This window comes from Paenibacillus bouchesdurhonensis (assembly GCF_900155685.1).
In the GTDB taxonomy this organism is placed as follows: Bacteria; Bacillota; Bacilli; order Paenibacillales; family Paenibacillaceae; genus Fontibacillus; species Fontibacillus bouchesdurhonensis.
This window is the reverse complement of sequence record NZ_LT732547.1, coordinates 587,094-603,570: the sequence shown is the minus strand read 5'-3', so window position 1 is coordinate 603,570 and position 16,477 is coordinate 587,094. Positions and strand designations below refer to the sequence as shown.

Annotated in this window: 11 protein-coding genes; 2 read left to right on the top strand and 9 right to left on the bottom strand. The window is 50.6% G+C overall.

Annotated features, from left to right (window positions below; genetic code table 11):
• Window positions 1–202 precede the first annotated feature (202 nt).
• Window positions 203–1,087 (top strand): DMT family transporter, encoded by an 885-nt coding sequence (locus tag CZ379_RS02470; RefSeq protein WP_110930156.1) that lies wholly within the window; start codon window positions 203–205, stop codon window positions 1,085–1,087.
• 128 nt (window positions 1,088–1,215) lie between these two features.
• Here the strand turns inward: CZ379_RS02470 and CZ379_RS02465 are convergent, their stop codons facing one another.
• Both CZ379_RS02465 and CZ379_RS02460 read right to left on the bottom strand, forming a co-directional pair.
• Window positions 1,216–2,067 (bottom strand): MBL fold metallo-hydrolase, encoded by an 852-nt coding sequence (locus tag CZ379_RS02465; protein WP_110930155.1) that lies wholly within the window; start codon window positions 2,065–2,067, stop codon window positions 1,216–1,218.
• A 40-nt stretch (window positions 2,068–2,107) separates the two neighbouring features.
• A complete protein-coding gene (locus CZ379_RS02460) occupies window positions 2,108–2,854 on the bottom strand; it encodes a MerR family transcriptional regulator (protein WP_110930154.1) in 747 nt (248 codons plus the stop codon).
• Window positions 2,855–2,949: 95 nt separating this feature from the next.
• Between CZ379_RS02460 and CZ379_RS02455 the strand changes: the two genes are divergently transcribed.
• The gene (locus tag CZ379_RS02455) at window positions 2,950–3,339 is read left to right on the top strand and encodes a hypothetical protein (RefSeq protein ID WP_199925419.1); all 390 of its coding nucleotides are present in this window, start codon (window positions 2,950–2,952) and stop codon (window positions 3,337–3,339) included.
• Window positions 3,340–3,431: 92 nt separating this feature from the next.
• Here the strand turns inward: CZ379_RS02455 and CZ379_RS02450 are convergent, their stop codons facing one another.
• The 7 genes from CZ379_RS02450 to CZ379_RS02420 all read right to left on the bottom strand — a co-directional run bounded on the left by CZ379_RS02450 (window position 3,432) and on the right by CZ379_RS02420 (window position 16,425).
• Window positions 3,432–10,820 carry an immunoglobulin-like domain-containing protein gene (locus CZ379_RS02450; RefSeq protein ID WP_110930153.1) on the bottom strand — a complete coding sequence of 2,463 codons (7,389 nt, stop codon included), beginning with the start codon at window positions 10,818–10,820 and terminating at the stop codon, window positions 3,432–3,434.
• 274 nt (window positions 10,821–11,094) lie between these two features.
• Window positions 11,095–11,841 carry an SDR family NAD(P)-dependent oxidoreductase gene (locus CZ379_RS02445; protein ID WP_110930152.1) on the bottom strand — a complete coding sequence of 249 codons (747 nt, stop codon included), beginning with the start codon at window positions 11,839–11,841 and terminating at the stop codon, window positions 11,095–11,097.
• A gap of 127 nt (window positions 11,842–11,968) precedes the next feature.
• A complete protein-coding gene (locus CZ379_RS02440; RefSeq protein ID WP_199925418.1) occupies window positions 11,969–12,583 on the bottom strand; it encodes a cyclase family protein in 615 nt (204 codons plus the stop codon).
• Window positions 12,580–13,035: a GNAT family N-acetyltransferase gene (locus tag CZ379_RS02435; RefSeq protein ID WP_110930150.1), complete on the bottom strand. Its 456-nt coding sequence runs from the start codon at window positions 13,033–13,035 to the stop codon at window positions 12,580–12,582. Before CZ379_RS02435 ends, CZ379_RS02440 begins: the two co-directional genes overlap by 4 nt.
• A 99-nt stretch (window positions 13,036–13,134) precedes the next feature.
• A complete protein-coding gene (locus CZ379_RS02430) occupies window positions 13,135–14,217 on the bottom strand; it encodes an efflux RND transporter periplasmic adaptor subunit (RefSeq protein WP_110930149.1) in 1,083 nt (360 codons plus the stop codon).
• 136 nt (window positions 14,218–14,353) lie between these two features.
• Window positions 14,354–15,715, bottom strand: a complete 1,362-nt coding sequence (locus tag CZ379_RS02425) for an ABC transporter permease (RefSeq protein ID WP_110930148.1) — start codon at window positions 15,713–15,715, stop codon at window positions 14,354–14,356.
• A complete protein-coding gene (locus CZ379_RS02420; RefSeq protein WP_110930147.1) occupies window positions 15,712–16,425 on the bottom strand; it encodes an ABC transporter ATP-binding protein in 714 nt (237 codons plus the stop codon). Before CZ379_RS02420 ends, CZ379_RS02425 begins: the two co-directional genes overlap by 4 nt.
• Window positions 16,426–16,477 lie beyond the last annotated feature (52 nt).

The window sequence follows — 16,477 nt, the reverse complement described above, 5'->3', positions numbered from 1 at the left end:
TTCTAACATTTACAAGCAAATATGGGGCTGCTCGAATCCTTTACTCACATCAAGACAACTCTTTTCTCATGAAAAACAAAATCTATCAATTCTCAATTCTCCTAAATGCTCGTATAATAGAATGTTGTGGATCTCCAAAAAATTAATTTTTGCGACTCCAACTCAGCAACGATAATAAGCATCACTGAAGGGAGTTTAATACATGTCATCTGGCAGCCAACGTGCCGGGAGAACATATGAAGTGTTCTTTGTACTAGGCATCGTCGCCATTTCTTTCTCGGCCATCTTTGTTCGCTGGTCGAATACGGAGGCATCCGTTATCGCGATGTACCGCTTATTCATCACCAATTTGATTCTGCTTCCTTTCGCCTGGCGAAGCAGGCATGAAATGCTGCGGCTCAAACCGAAACAATGGGGGCTGCTCGCCGTATCAGGCATGCTGTTAGGGCTCCATTTTCTGCTATGGATGAACTCGTTGCGATTTACGAGCGTAGCAAGCTCGACGGTCATTCTAACGCTGCAGCCCGTACTCGTCATGCTCGGCTCGATCTGGCTGTTCAAGGACAGGATCAACCGCATGATGCTGCTGGGCATGGGCATCGCGGTAGTCGGCTCCATCGCGATTGGCTCTGGAGATTTCCGCTTGTCAGGCACCGCCCTATACGGAGACGTGTTATCACTGCTCGGCACATTGACAATATCCATCAATATGCTGATTGCCCAGCACCTGCGCAAAGAGCTGAACGCTCTGCCATATAACTTCTGGATGTTCTTCATGGCAGCCTGTTCGTTGGCCGGGTATAATCTGACGATGGATTATCCGTTTACCGGGTACCCTGCGAAGGAGTGGGGAATATTCCTCCTCATGTCCATCGTATCTACCCTGTTCGGCCATTACCTGTTTAATTGGCTGCTGAAGTACATGAATGCCACCACAGTTTCCATGGCCATTCTGGGCGAGCCGATCTGCGCCTCCCTGCTCGCTTGGGTACTCCTTGGCGAAGTACTGACGGGATTGCAGCTATTTTCTGGGCTTATCATCCTTGTCGGGGTCTGGATTTTCATGCGGTATCGGCCATTAAAATGATTTTGCACCGCTCACTGCTCACAGTGTTAAGCTGCACGATGGTGGCTAGCCTAAATTACCTGCTTAAAGAGATGCCACCGAAATGAGAAAAGCGTCTAACCAGACACTATCAAAAATCTCCCTCGGCCTTACGGCCGAAGGAAGGTGCTGCTCTTCACATATATGAACCGCTCGCCGCGAGCCATGACATGGCATTTCTGCTCAGGAAAGTGTTCATAAAGGTAGTCCACGAAATGTCCCGGCTTCTCGGCATTCCCCGCAAATACGTCATAATGCAGCGGAATGGCCGTCTCCGCACCGATTCTCACCGCGAACTCGGCCGCTTCCCTGTAGTTCATATTGCCGACAATCCCGCGCTCCCGGCGGAAATAATCAGCCCCGTTAATCGGAAGCAGGGCAACGTCAGTTTGGATCGCGCTCATTTGCTCCACCAGTTCAGGGAAAATTACCGTATCTCCGGCATGATATAAAGTAACACCATTCAGTTCAATCACATATCCCACGTAGCGATGCTTTCCAGCCGAATCCTTGTCCAGTTGTTCATGTGCCGCAGGAATTGTCGTAATTTTTATTTTGGAGAACAGCTCTGCCTTTTGGCTGTCGTCTGCTTCAAGAATTTGCGAAGCCTGCACGCCCATTTCGATCAAAGCGGATTTGCAGCAAGCGGGGGCCATAATAGGCGCCTCCTTGTTTTGACGATGAAAAATAGGCAGTGTTCCCGCGTCCATATGATCTACGTGCTCATGAGTAATCAGACACAGGTCAGCTCCAGTAATATCTTCCGGGGCAATCGGCGCGGGATAAGAACGGGGAAGATCCAGGTGATCCGATACATAGGGATCCACGTACACTGTTACTCCATCACCTTTTATAATTACGCTCTCCTGACCTAAAAACCAAATTGCCAGCGTTCCGAAGGGAAGCTCAGTGCGGTTCACTTCCTGGATCAATTCTGCTCCTCGTCTGTGATGCTTAGCCATAATTAGCCCTCCTGTCGATCTAAACTTCTTTAATGATCTATTAAACATCTTTGCTCGTCCTTTTCATCATTGCGTATGAAATAGACCGCTCCACAAAATCCAATACCTCCGGCGATACTGGATAAAGTCCCGTATCCTCGGCAGGCTGCTTACGAATTTCCCAGAACCTGTCCATCAGTTCCTCGTCCCCGCCGAAGGTTTCATCCGACAACTCAATCAGCTCGCAGGCAAGCCTATACCCCTCCTCTGACTCAGGGGAAATAGAATATTTCACACAATGCTCGATTCGCCGAAGCAGTGAAACATACTGCTGGGTTGCCCGGTCTCCGCTTTCCAAAGCAGGCAAGGCTCTTTGCAGGAACTCGCGTTCCTCCTCAGCAAAGTAATCCGTCCATTTCTTCGTACCGGTCTGCGCATTCTGGACGAGGGCGGACACCCGCTCCCAGGAAACGCCTCCTTCCAGATCCAGCATATTGATAAGCGATGCGGTATTCACGATACTCGCCTGCAAAGTAGAAAGTTTCTCTCGGAGATGCTGATGGTGGGCGATTAAGATATCCCGCAAGGATAGCTGTCCTAGCACCTTCTGGATATCCTCTAGCGACAGGGAGAGGGATTTGAGCAGCATGATTTTCTCAAGCGTAAACAAATCTTCCTCCGAGTAGTAGCGACGGCCATTATCCAGCTTAAGGCTTGGCGTTAGAAGTCCTATCTGATCATAATAACGCAGCGTGCGTACTGAAATATTCCGCAGTTTGGATACTTGTCCGGTTGTCCAGCCAGCCATTTTCGAGCCTCCAGAAAAAGTCACTTGAAGGTAACGTTACGTCACCTTTTATAATGCAAATTATAACACAGGAGGGGATTGGAAAGGAGCTTGCCATGAACAGTATGACAGAATGGAGAACCAAAGATCCATGGACATGGAGGGAATTCGCGCTGCTGTTGCTGCTCGAGTTCATCTTCGTGATGGCCGGAGTGAAATACGGAGCCGAGAGCTTGTATCAATCCTGGTTGGACGACTCGCTATACTCAGGCACACTAACAGGGCTAACGATTGCGATTGTCCTGCTTACGGGCTTATACCTCCTTGCTCTTCGTCCAAAACATTTGCCTTGGGCAGAGGTTGGATTAAGCAAGTTTCAGGCAAAGGATGGGCTGCGGATCATCATATGGGTATTCGTGCTTATTGCATTAAGCGTGGCAGTTATGCTCTTAACCAGTCTGTTCGGAAATGATCTGAATAATAGCAAGGCGGAAAACGACGGATAATAGTTCTGAGGACAAAGCAAGCGGGGAGCGGATCATTTCGTATGATCCACTCCCCGCCTTTTTTAGCTTAAGATGATGTTTAACCCCATAGATTAAAGCTCTAGCAGCTTGGATAATATCGTTGCGATTTCCGCACGAGTAATACTGTTCTTTGGTTTAATCGTGCCATCGGGATATCCGCTTAGTATATGCGATTCGTGAAATGCGGAAACTGCTTCCTTCGCCCACTCCGATAATTGATCCTGATCTGCAAAAGACAGCTCAATGGCACCATCGACAGAATGGCTGTTTGCTGCGAGCAACTGAAACTTCCCAATCCGATGGAGAATGGCAAAGGCCTCCTCCCTCGTAATTTCCTGTTCCGGCTTCAGTGTACCGTCAGCAAAGCCTTTCACAATTCCCTGCTGATGCACGGCATTCAGATATTTGCTGTACCAGGCGTCTGCCCGAACATCCGCAAACGCAGACTCTCCCTGTGCAGCCTCCAAACCGAGTATGCGCGAAATAACTACCATAAACTCCGCCCGGCTCATATTTTGATTTGGTTTAAAGCTGCCGTCAGGATACCCATACATGAACTGCTGCTCCGTCAGCCGCTGAATGGAGCCCGCCGCCCAGTGGCTCTGCACGTCCTTGAATGGAATGTTTCCAGCAGGCGATTGCGGATTTGCCCCCGGCTCTGGCGTTAGTCCAGGCGTTTGTCCAGGCGCTGCCCCTGGAATTTGCTCAGACTCAGCATCAGGCTTCGGCATTTTGCCGCTATCCTTGCTCGGAAGGGAAGTGCCGCCGGAGGAAGACCCGCTGCTTCCGCCACCAGAATTTCCGCCGCCGGAAGAACGTCTGACTACGCTAACTTCAGCTTGCGCTGTAAATCCGCCGTCTACCGTTGTCACCACGATTCTCGCCGTTCCGACCTGCAGAGCAGTGATCTTGCCCGTACTGTCTACCGCGGCGACTTTGTCATTGCTGCTCGACCATACTACTGCTTTATTCGCAGCCTGCTCCGGCGTTATGGCAGCATTCAGCTGCACTTGCTCCCCTTCTGTCACGGTCAGCTTGACTCGATCAAGTGAAACTCCGGTTACCGGAACGTGCCCAGAAGCTTGATCGGCCTGCACGACGATCTCGCTTACCGCCATATAACCGCCGTCAGCTGTTGTAACCGTTACGTAAGCCGTGCCCTCCTTCAATGCCGTGATTGAGCCTGTTTCATTCACTACAACAATCGCCTCATCACTGCTCGACCAAGCCACCGTTTTGTTTACAGCGTCGACTGGAGTAATCCTTGCAGATAATTGCAACTGCTCTCCTACAGCGACTACCGCATTCCCCTGATCCAAAGTAATTCCCGTTACTTTAATGTCCATGCTCGGCTGTTCAATGCCGGGAACCTGCTGCTGAATCCGCTCATACTCGGATTGCGTAATGGGAATCACCGTGCCATGGCGCGGACTGGATGGCAGCGAGTACGAGGCGGGCATTGTCCAGATGCCCGAAGCCAAATCCGTCGTTTCTAACGGAACATAGCCGCGCTGCGCAAATTCGTCCAGGAACAGATACCACTTCTCTTCGGTATTGGATTTGAATATCGTCGGCCCCTCGGTATGACCTACCATCCCCTTGCCTAAGCCCTCAAGGATCAAGCGGTAATTCGGATCGAATACCGTATCGCCTGCCTCCTGGAAAATATATTTGCCGTTCGGAGACGACGCAGAGTTCCCCCGCTCATCCTTCGTGAAGCGGTATATTTGCCCGTCATGCTCAATCATCGTCGTATCGATAATCGAATAGCCGTAATCCATATAGATTTCAGGCTTCGTAAAGGTATAGAAGTCTCTCGTTTTCGCGTAAACCATGCGCTGATGAGTCGCGCCATTCTTGCGCTGCTCCTCGTTGTCGTACAGCTTCGACGCCCAGAAAACGACGTATTCGCCGGTTGTGCGATCATAGATAATTTCCGGCGCCCACGTGTTTCCAGCCTCCGGCGGAGATACCTCTACCATGCGCTGCTCCGACCAGTTGATCAGGTCACGCGATTCCCAGACCATGATCGAGCGGCTGCCGTTCGTTTGCGAGCGATGCCAATCGCCGTTGCCATAGATTCTTAGGTCGGTGGCAATCAGGTAGAACTTATCTCCTTCGGGTGAACGAATGATGAACGGATCCCGCAGCCCTTTTTCACCCAAATTGGATATCAGCGCCGGGTTCCCATTGTTCAACTCTCTCCAGCGCAGCGGATCATTCCCCTCGCTGAGCGCAAAGTAAATTTGCTCGCCATTCGCCTTGCCCTCGCCCGTAAAGTAAGTGAATACGTAAGCTGTATAGTCTTCCCGGACAGGCATTTCTCTCACCACAGCCAGAAATGCCTTCGTCATGACTTCGTTATTGAGTGTAATTCTTGCCGTCAATTTCACGGTGGCATCACCGCTGCCATGCGTTGGACGGTTGACTTCTCCGGTCGCCGTCACGATCTCCGGTCGTTCTGAGACCCAAGTGATCGTAGAACCGTTCTCACCCGCGGTCGGCAAGGTCAAATTGCCTCTAACATCGTTAATGTTATGAACCTGCAAGGCCTCCACATCTGCCTTAAGCGCCTCTGCATTCGAGGATTTGCTCACAATCGTAACCGTGAACATTTTAGTAAGCGAATGGGCACCATTGGATAGCGTAGCGATCAAATTTACGCTCTGGTTGCCCGCTTCATGCGCCGGCCTAATCACCTCGCCTTGATTCGTAACTAGGGCTTCATTTTGCGATTGCCAGGTAATTATGGTACCGTACTCTCCTTTTTCCGGAAAAGCCAGGCTCGTCGTGATTTCGTCTTTGCTGCTATTTTGGTTTAAGAAGTGAGCATAGTCTAGACGGTCGGCGGATTGCTGCAATGTTAATTCACGGAGATACGCCGCCTTCGCTTCGGCCTCTCCTTGCAGCCCCTTAATCTCCGCTGCCGTTAACGCTCCATCGTAAACTCTAAAGTCTGCAATCATGCCGCTATAGTAAGGATCAGCCTCGTAGAATGATTTACCCACGTAACCGCTAGATCCACCAACATTGTTAATCTGCGATAGCGTATAACCCCTTGTAGAATCCGCAGCAACTTCCACACCGTCGATATACAACGTTAACGTTCCCTCGGTTTCCGACATCACAGCTGTGACCAGCTTCCATTCATCCGCCTCCAGCGAACCCGTTGCCGCATTGGCCGCCGCTTCATTATTCCAGCTCGTAATGCCTAAGCCTAGCCTGGCCGAACCGTCACCGGAGTTGCGTTTGGGGGTCACAAACAAGTATTTATTGCTATCCTGCCCCAATGCAAAAATCCATTCGGCGGAATGCGCCCCTTTCCAATGCACTAAAGAGGATACGGTGATATCCGTCAGGCCTGTTAGGACACCCTGCGGTATTTCGATATAGGAGCTGGTACTGCCTCCTGTAAAGCTCAAGGTGCCAGCTTCCGCAGTATGAAGCCATTCCGCTTGCTGCGAGTTCACCCAAGTTCCGTCAAAACGCCCGGTTTGATCCTTCACGACCGTTCCTTCAATATGATGCATATCGTAGTGCAAAATCTTCTCCGCATTCGAAGGCTGTTCTGACGGATCATCCACGACTTCATCGGCTAATGCCACGATTTCATCAGCTGTAAGCGCCCGATTATAAATTCTGAAATCATCGAACCTACCGTCAAACAGCGGATGCGCTCCGTTTCTCGATTTGCCGATGTAGTTCATCGTCGTCTCTAGCAGCATTCTCGGCTCCACGTTATAGGTGGAGCTTCTGGCCGCTTCAACACCGTTCACATACAATACCGCGTCGAAGTCCTCGATCGTAAGCGCGACATGCTGCCATACGCCAGCATCCATGCGGGAAGCCTTCACAGCATATTTATAATTCGCTCCCAGTACAGCTGACTCGTTCGCAAACTTCTCCGTAAACGGAGTAATGATGGCAAACTCCAAATTGCCACTATCCCCCTGAGTGCTCAAATACATCGTGTTCCTATTTACAGCTCGCCCTGTCTCTGAGGAAAAATCAAATATTCTTTGGTTGGCCTGGTTTTTGTCGGCCTTCACCCAGGTGGAGAACGTTGCCTGCTGCAAATTCAAATCTTGAATCAAATTATCCGGCAGCTGAACATAGCCCGTGCGGCCATCAAGCTCAATGGCACCGCCCATTCCGCCGACGGCATCCTGCGTAACGACCGCCGCGCCGCCTACCAGCTGTGCATCACGGCCATTGCCGGACACGTCCTTGACCGTCGTCCCGACGATATCTGCCGGATCAAATGTATAGTGCACCACCGGCTGTATGGCAGGCGCTGGCCCAGCAACCCCGTAGGCCGCTTGGAGCGCATCGTATTCCGCCCTCGTAATCGGGATCACTGTACCGTGGCGAGGGCCTGGCGGCAGCGCATACGCAGAGCTTGGCAGAAGATTTTCTTTGAACTGCGTCCCATCTTCCAAATTGGTGGACACTCGAACATGATATGGCCAGGAATCCAGGAATAAGTACCATTTGTCCTCGTGGATATCCTTGAATACCGTCTGGCCCTCATTGTTGCCCGCATGCCCGATCAACCCTTGATTGCCGCTTCTCGTGCCTGCAATCGGCTCATATTGATAGCCGTTCAGCTCAGGCCCGATGCCATCACGGTCATAGAAAATTTGGGGCGCCTTCTCGTAATACACTTTATAGCCGATCTCCGATTTCGTGAACCGGTACAGCATATCGTTATGCTCAATAAAGGTTGTGTCAATTGTTGGGAAACCCTCGTCGATGAATACCTTCGGCTCGGAGAAGGTGTGAAAGTCTCGGGTCGTTGCATAGTACATCACGTTGTATTGCCCTGCCGGCCTTCCGTTGGGATACTTGCCGTACGTGTCCTCAACTTTCATGGAAGATGCCCAGAACACAACATAGTCGCCTGTATTTTTATCGTAAAAAGCCTCCGGTGCCCAGGTATTCCCGCCTTTCTTCGGAGCAACCTCGACCATTCTTTGCTCGCTCCAATTTACAAGATCATCCGATTCCCACACCATCATGTAGTGGCTGCCGGTTATTTGCGCCTGGTCGAAATTCGTGCTCTCGCCCATTTTCAAATCTGTCGCCAGCATGTAGAATTTATCTCCCTCCGGCGAGCGGATCACAAACGGATCGCGCAGTCCCTTCTCCCCCATGGTCGATTGGAGAATCGACTGTCCATTATTTAGCGATCGCCACATTAAAGGATCTTCCGCCGTGGCAAAGGAAATTTCCTCGCCCCCCTCGTATTCTCCCGTGAAATAAGAGAAGAAATAGGCGTCATAGTCCAATGCACCGGGGTCTCTTTTGACTATTAAGTTGAAGATTCTAGTAGCCGTCTCCCCTCCCTGCCCAACCGTTGCCGTCAATGTAACGGCTGTATCCACCGCCGGGCGGGCCACTCTGCCCAGTTGGGTCAGGTCTCCTGCTGCAACTGCTTCTGCGGTGCCTTTGACGACTTGCGGATGGCTGGATACCCACGTAACCGTGGAGCCATGTTCTCCCTCCGTAGATAATCTGATATTGCCCTTAATGTTTTGCACATTGAAAATTTCAAGTTGATCAGCATCGAGCGCTGCCTTCTGCGCATCCGTGAATTCCTGCAGCACCTTGACGGTAAACGCCTTTTGCGCGGTTAAGCCTTCATAGGAAAGCTCAGCCGTCAGCTGAACCACCTGATCGCCAGCATGAATGCTCGGACGCGTTACCGCCCCATTAGGAGCAATTACGCCAGGGTGATCGGAGCTCCATGAGATGTTAACCCCATGTTTACCTGTGGCAGAGAGAGTCAAGTCTTTAGTAATCGCATCAATGCTAGTATCTCCCGCTCCCAAATAATCGGCGACCTTAAGAGAGGCGTGGGCATCCTCTATGACCAACTGGTGAACCTCGGAGATATTGCTTACCGCCTCCGCATATAAATCCGCTACCTCTTGATCTGTCAGCGCTCCTTTATATACCTGAAAATCGCTAACACGCCCTTTATAGAAGCCATCCGCTTTAAAGATCGATTTGCCTATAAAGCCCGAGAAAGCGGCGCTCGGATCTATGATCTCCGCGAGCTTAATCCCTTTGGCCGAGCCGGATGTGACTTTTACGCCATCCACATACAAAGTTAGCGTATCCGCTGCTTCTGAATATACAGTGGTCACTAGCTTCCACGCACCGGCTTGCAGGGGCGGCGCTCCCTTAACTAACGCTTCATTCCGCCAGCCTGCCTTGGATATCCCCGTTCCGGCCGTGTTATCGCTGCCGTGGCGCGGCGTAGCAAAGAAATATTTATTGCCGTATTCGGCGTCATCCGTCACCGTGCCCAGCCCGAAAATCCAACGATTCGCTCCATCATCGTCCCAATTCACCAATGCGGATAGGGTCACGGCATCCAATCCGCTCAGCAGATCTGAACCGTCGCTCCCCTTCGGGATTTCAATGTATCCGCTGTTGGATGTCGCGCTCCCGCCATCGAAGGCGACAAATCCTGCTTTCTGGTTGAAGACAAGCTGGCCGTTTTGCGGATTTCTGAATAGGCCATCGAAGCTCACTGTATTTCCCGATACGTCCTTCAGTATCGTTTCACTGCCGGATGTTCGCGTCGTCTTCATATCGTAATGCAGGATTTTCTGCGCGTTTGCGGATGGTGACGGCTGCGTTCCTTCAATCAGCAAAATTTTAGCCGCAGCTTCCGCATTTAACTGCGCGATTTCAGATGCGCTTAACGCTTCATTGTATATGCGGAAGTCGGCTATTTTCCCACCAAAATACGGATCATCAGCTGTGTCCGCGTAAAAGGATTTGCCAATAAAGCCGCTAACGCCTCCGACAGGGTTAAGATCCGCCAGGGTCATGCCATTCGTTGAACCCACGGCAGCCTGCATGCCGTCCATATACAGAGTCAGCGTCCCGTCTGTTCCCGACATCACGACGGTAACCAGCTTCCAGTCGTTGGCCATAAGTGTTCCAGTTCTAGCAGAGACTTCATTCCTCCAACCATCGGTAGCTATGCCAAAGCGAGCGCTGCTATCCGAATTGTATTTGGGTGTGAAATATAAATATTTGCTGCTGTCTTGCCCTAGAGCAAACAACCATTCTGCCGCCTGATTGCCCTTCCAATTTACGAGCGCGGAAACCGTAACATCCGTAAGCCCGTTCAATACTCCTTCGGGTATCGAAATATAAGACTGCGCTGCGGTTCCCCCCGCAAAGTCGATATACCCGTAATCGGCCTCCTGCACGAGCTGAGCCTGCTGCTGGTTAATCCATTCGCCGTCATACACGCTGCTTGTAACGCTGTTGACGACGGTGCTGCCCAAGACATTTTTCATATCATAATGCAAGATCAGCTTATCCCCCGTTCCTGAACTAGATAAGTCTGCTGCCGATGCTGCCCGAGGCGATAAGCCTGGAAGGCTCATCCATATCATGAGCAGTGATAGAAACAATGAAACTACTCCCTTTCTCGTCATCCTTTAACCTCCCCCAGTAGTAATGCAATTATGGAACCGCTTACAAAAGAGTATACCGGGCAAGGACCGGTACTTAAATGGAGTTGCTTGTCGAGAAGGTACGTTATATTTTTGTATGCGGGAGGGAGGGATGCGTGCTGTAGTTCAAAAGCTGGGGTTTTTTGCTCGAAAAATTTGTTTTCTTATTAGATGATCGATGATGATCGTGGCGCTCTTCTCATGAACCTATCACGATCCCGTTAGAAGCCTCTCCTTCCACTAAATCCCCAGGCCCTCACCGCCCGTACTCTGCGTAATTGACAAGCCTGCCAGGAGCAATTTCATCCTCGATTATTCTCAGCAGATGCCTTCCAAGCTCCTCGGTAGATTGAATTTGCCCTGATTCGTGTGCTTGTTTGAAAAGCTTGGCCATCCCGAATTCCTGCTCATCCTTGCCCCGAGCAGCCGCCTGCAGCTCTGTCTCAACCATTCCCGGATCTACCGCTATGATCTCCACAGGTCTTGATCGGCTTGATTGCTCTAACCCGAGACATTCAGTGAACATATTGATTCCAGCCTTAGCCGTGCAATATACACTCATGCCAGGTGCGGGATGCGTTCCTGAACCTGAGCTGAGATTCATGATTTTCCTTCTGATGTCCATATGCTCGGTGCAGCGAATAAAACTGGAGGTTAATATCATCGGGGCCATTAAGCTGACTTGCAAATGTTGCTGGATTTCTACGGGGGTGCAGCGCTCAATCGGTTTTAACGGTTCGAGCACAGCTGCATTATTAACTAGGCAAATTATTTCGGAGTCGTTAATATTTACTCCATTAACTATCTCTTCAATTAGGGAATCGATCGCCTTGATCTCGCTTAAATCAAAGGTTCGATGAGTGTAGTTGCTATAGCTGCGTAAAGCTTCCGAGCTTCCACGAGCGATGCCATATACATAGTGTCCCCGATCCAGCAGCATGCTCGCCAACTGCTCGCCGATTCCCTTCGATGTTCCGGTAATGATGAAATTGCCTCTCTCCATAAGAGTACCTCCGTCCTATTAACTTTGTAGTGTAATCATTATAAACTGCGCTTTACGAATCTGACATTAAGTTCCCTGCCATGCAGCTCAATCTGAGTAGTCGTTAATCCATGTAAGCAACTGGTAATTATACCAATCGGGCAATGATGCGTGCTGGGGATGAGTCGGATTTGATATGTAGCGGAAGGGCAATGATCTCAAACGATTTTACATTCACTAGCAGCTCCAGGTTGGTCAGATTTTCGGCGATGGGGATACGGTGCTCAAACAAGTATTTGTGGATATCAAACGGATGCTTATCGGGCGAAGGCGTATCTATTCCGATCATTTTTACCTGCTTTCTGACTAACAGCTCAGCAAAGTCCAGGGTCAACACAGGATAATCCGTGAAATACCTCTCTTCTCCAAAGCACTCGCTGTGCCCCGTGTACAATAGCACAATATGACCAGGCTTGATTGCACGCTCATACTCTTCCCTGTAATGAATTGTTGATTGTCCCTTTACGTCCAATAGACACCCTTCACCGATAAAGTTATCCAGCGGTAGTTCATTAAGATATACGTTCGAATCAGTCAAATGCATAGGGCCATCGATATGAGTCCCCGCGTGCATATTGATCGATAATTGGTGATTGTTGTAGTGATCTTTTTCGAAGCGCTTCGAGTGAAGCAATACTGTCTCTTCATCGCCTGGAAACACAGGCATCCCATCCACGATAAGGTGAGATAGATCGATGATCATTTTGATTCAGCCCCAATCCCTTTATCTAGAAAAATAATTCTGCTGATTTCACCAAAGCCGTTTTTGCGGTAAAAATCCTCTGCGGGTATTCCCCGATTCGTCAATAGCACCATGTTCTCGATCCCTTTACAGGCTAATGTACTTTCCAAATACCTAAGCATGGCCGAGCCAATCCCAGATTGCTGAAGGCTTCTGTCCACACACATTTCATTTATCCAAAACTCGTCACCACTCCACCATTGCCGGCGGCAGCCAAACATCAAGCCGACCAGATTATTCTCGTTATCCTCTGCAACAATCCCGATAAATCCAGGCGTTGCCGTGAAATCCTTCAAATAAATTTCCGCCTTCTCCGCGGACCATCTGTCGTTCCATGGCTCTTGGTTGAACACCTCGATAAACAGGGCTGCACATGGCTCCAAATCCCTTAAACGGAATTCCCTTATATTCATATGTCTTTATCTCCCTTCAACTTATATATAGTATATAAACAGACGAACCTGACAGCTACCTGCCAGGTTCGTCTAAAATAAATGAGCGCTGCCCGGTACTTATTGCAAGGCGACCGTGTCGCCTTCCTTCAAGCCTTCCAACACCTCGGTTTTATCCATCGTCTCCAGGCCTGTCTTGATATCTCTGCGCTCGTATTGACCCGATCCTTTATCCAGCATGACATAGGCGGAGGTCTCATCGCGCATGACGGCGATCGACGGAAGAACCAATACATTTTCCTTGCGGTTAGTCTCGATATCGCCGGTGAGCGATAACCCGGCAATCAGATACTCGCTTGGTTCAAGGGAGATGGTGACCTCAAATTGCGCCGCTTTATTCAAGCTGTCCTGATCGGTTCCCGTCTTAGCAAATTTGGAGACATGCTTCACAGTTCCGGTCAGCGGCACATCCTTCATCGCGCTCATTGTCACTTTCACTTTCATATCCGGCTTGATCCGGAATACATCCTGCTCACCGACGAGGGCGGTAAATTGCAGCTTGCTCAGATCGACAATCTTGCCAACATATTGATTGTCGCTAAGCACTTGCGGCTTCTTCGCTGCCGAATCGAACAGGAAGATGCCCGCGGCCGGAGCGCGGAATTCGGAATCCTGCAGCTTCAGTTTTTTCTGCTGCAGCTCCTGACGCTGAATCGATTGTCGCACGTCCTCCAGCTCCTTCGTCATCCGCTCACTCTCCCGGTTGACGAGCAATTTTTTGCGGTTCTCTTCGGTCAGTTCGCCTCCTGCCGTCTCGATGTCGAACTCTGCGACAAAAGACTGCAGCTGGGTTTCCAGCTCGGCTTTGCGAAGCTCCGCTTCCTCACGCGTAATCTGGTTCTGCAGCTCGGTCTGATCCAGCCTGAACAGCACATCGTCTTTATTGACCTGCTGGCCATCCTCAATCTTCCATTCCGTTATTTTAGAGCTGAACGGAGCATAGACCGGCGTCTCCTGCTCATACAGCGATTTTCCCTTGACCCGTATCGTGTGAACCAGTGTCTCTTTCGTTGCCTGGAATGTGATGGCTTGGGAGTCCATTCCCGGATCGGCGACCTGGGCAGGCTTCGACATGGAATACAGCAAGTAGCTGATTCCGGCAAGAATGATGGCGATAATAATCCATTTTATTTTTTTCTTCACTTTCCCTGCTCTCCTTCTTTCATACCACTTAGAATTGGCAGCGGCGAGGCCGCGTACGATTCTGATACAGCCCCGTGTACCTCTGTTGCACCGTCTTGGCGGAGCATCTTATACTATGGGAACGCATATCAAATCTCTAATCCCGCTTGATCGCGGTTAAAGCATCCGTCCGCGATGCGCTGACCGCCGGATAAATGCCCGATATAATGCCTGTCATGATCGCAAAGGCCAACCCGACCGGAATAGCCGTATGCGGGATAAAAATCGATATATCCGACTCCCCGCTATTCAATGACAAAATGAGTGCGTTGATTCCCCATACGATCCAGTAGGAAAACATAATGCCCAGCAGCCCTCCCAGGAAGCCGAGCAAGGCTGCTTCAACAATGAACATATTGCGGATCTGGGATAGATTGGCCCCCAGCACCTTCATTATGCCGATCTGCCGGCGGCGTTGATAGGTCGACATCGTCATAGCGACAATAATGGAGATTGAGGCGATGATCAAAATAAAGACACCCGCACCGATCGCAATCGCCTTGAACACGGCGAATTGCTCCTCTAGTTGCTCCTTCTGCAGCAGATTCGACTGGGTTGATACGGTAAGCCGCTGCAGCTGCTCCTCGACCTGCTTTACGTTCTGCTCCGCGTCCACCTTCACCTTAACCGTGTTATAGGTAGTTGTGCTGCTTTGCACCGAGGAAGGCATCAGCTCTTTTCGCAGCTGCTCGGCCGTTTCGATCGAGATGTAAATCTTGCTGTCCTGGGCGATGGAAATATCGCTGCGGCCCTTGGGCTTCTTCAGTACGCCAACGACCTGCAAGGGAGTGCTCATTAGCTGTTTGCCATTTTCGTCATACTTCACGAGCTGAATTTGCGTCTGGTACATAGCTGTCGGTATGACCATCATATTGCGGTATTGCTCCTGCGAGTTTCGATCATATCCTGAACGTTCCATGGCTTCATACAGTTTGTTTCTAGTCTCCTCGTCCATCAAACCCATCGTGGCGCCGTAGCTGAGCACAACTGAATTGATATCAACGCTGTCGGCCTTGCCCTGCGCGAAGGTCTCGCCAAAGTCCTTAAGCCGGGTCAGATCCGTAGCGACCACTTCGACGAAGCCCTCCTTGCTGTCCGCTGTCGTCATTTGCAAATGATCGAATGTCTGATATGGCGCGACAGCCGTTACATGCTTCATATTGCGCATAACCGCGAGCTTCTGATCCGTCAGCAGCCCGCGGTTATTCACCTCTTCGCTGACCTGGTCGGGGTTGCCCTGGCCCGGCATGGCGCCGGAATTAGGCATAACCGTAATCTCATCCATCTTTAGAAAGCTGTTCAGCTCGGATTCGACAATCTGTTGTGTCGATTCGCCGATGCTCATTGCCAATATAATTGCGGCGCAGCCTATGGACAAGCCGGCTGCGCACAGCATGGTCACGACTTTGCGTCGCCGCACCTGATCCCAAGACAGCCTTGTTAGATCGCTGATTCTCAAGCTTGTACCTCCTCTGCTTCCGCTTGCTGATCTACAACCGGCTGTGATGTCTGGAGCTGTCCGTCCCGCAGCGTAATAATCTTCTGCGTTTGTTGCGCCACCTCACGCTCATGCGTGACAATAATAAAGGTGGTGTTCATCGTCTGGTTGAGCTGCTTAAGGATCGCCAAAATTTCTTCCTCCGTCTTCGTATCCAGATTCCCGGTCGGCTCGTCAGCGAAGATGACCGAAGGCTCAGTAATCAGCGACCGGGCAATGCTGACCCGCTGCTGCTGTCCGCCCGACAGCTGGGACGGGAACAGTTCGGCCTTGTCCGGAATGCCGACCTGCTCGAGCAGTTGCAGCGCTTTTTGCTTGCGGACGGAGGGGCGGGTAGATTGAAAGACAAGCGGCATCTCGATATTTTCACGCACTGTCAAGTTCGGCAGCAGCTCATAAGCTTGAAATATAAAACCGATATGCTCGCGGCGGAACTCGGCCAGCTTGTTCTCGTTCATCTTCACAATGTTATGATCGGCGATATAAATTTCGCCTTCGGTCGGCTTCATCAGCCCCGCCATCAGATTGAGCAGGGTCGACTTTCCTGAGCCCGAGCTGCCCAGCAGCGCAATCATCTCGCCCTTGCGGACGTGAAAATTGATGTTCTGCAGAACAAGCGTGGTCTCGCCGCCATTTTTGAAAGCATGGGACAAGCCCTCTACACGAAGCAAGTTCTCCACTCCTTTTATATGAATCTCTCAAGCGTAAACGGCTGACGCCGCC

What these genes read in the sequence shown, in the direction of transcription:
- CZ379_RS02465 (WP_110930155.1), bottom strand. Translation starts at nt 2,067, where the DNA reads ATGGCTAAGCATCACAGACGAGGAGCAGAATTGATCCAGGAAGTGAAC.
- CZ379_RS02450 (WP_110930153.1), bottom strand. Translation starts at nt 10,820, where the DNA reads ATGACGAGAAAGGGAGTAGTTTCATTGTTTCTATCACTGCTCATGATA.
- CZ379_RS02440 (WP_199925418.1), bottom strand. Translation starts at nt 12,583, where the DNA reads ATGATCATCGATCTATCTCACCTTATCGTGGATGGGATGCCTGTGTTT.
- CZ379_RS02455 (WP_199925419.1), top strand. Translation starts at nt 2,950, where the DNA reads ATGAACAGTATGACAGAATGGAGAACCAAAGATCCATGGACATGGAGG.
- CZ379_RS02460 (WP_110930154.1), bottom strand. Translation starts at nt 2,854, where the DNA reads ATGGCTGGCTGGACAACCGGACAAGTATCCAAACTGCGGAATATTTCA.
- CZ379_RS02445 (WP_110930152.1), bottom strand. Translation starts at nt 11,841, where the DNA reads ATGGAGAGAGGCAATTTCATCATTACCGGAACATCGAAGGGAATCGGC.
- CZ379_RS02435 (WP_110930150.1), bottom strand. Translation starts at nt 13,035, where the DNA reads ATGAATATAAGGGAATTCCGTTTAAGGGATTTGGAGCCATGTGCAGCC.
- CZ379_RS02470 (WP_110930156.1), top strand. Translation starts at nt 203, where the DNA reads ATGTCATCTGGCAGCCAACGTGCCGGGAGAACATATGAAGTGTTCTTT.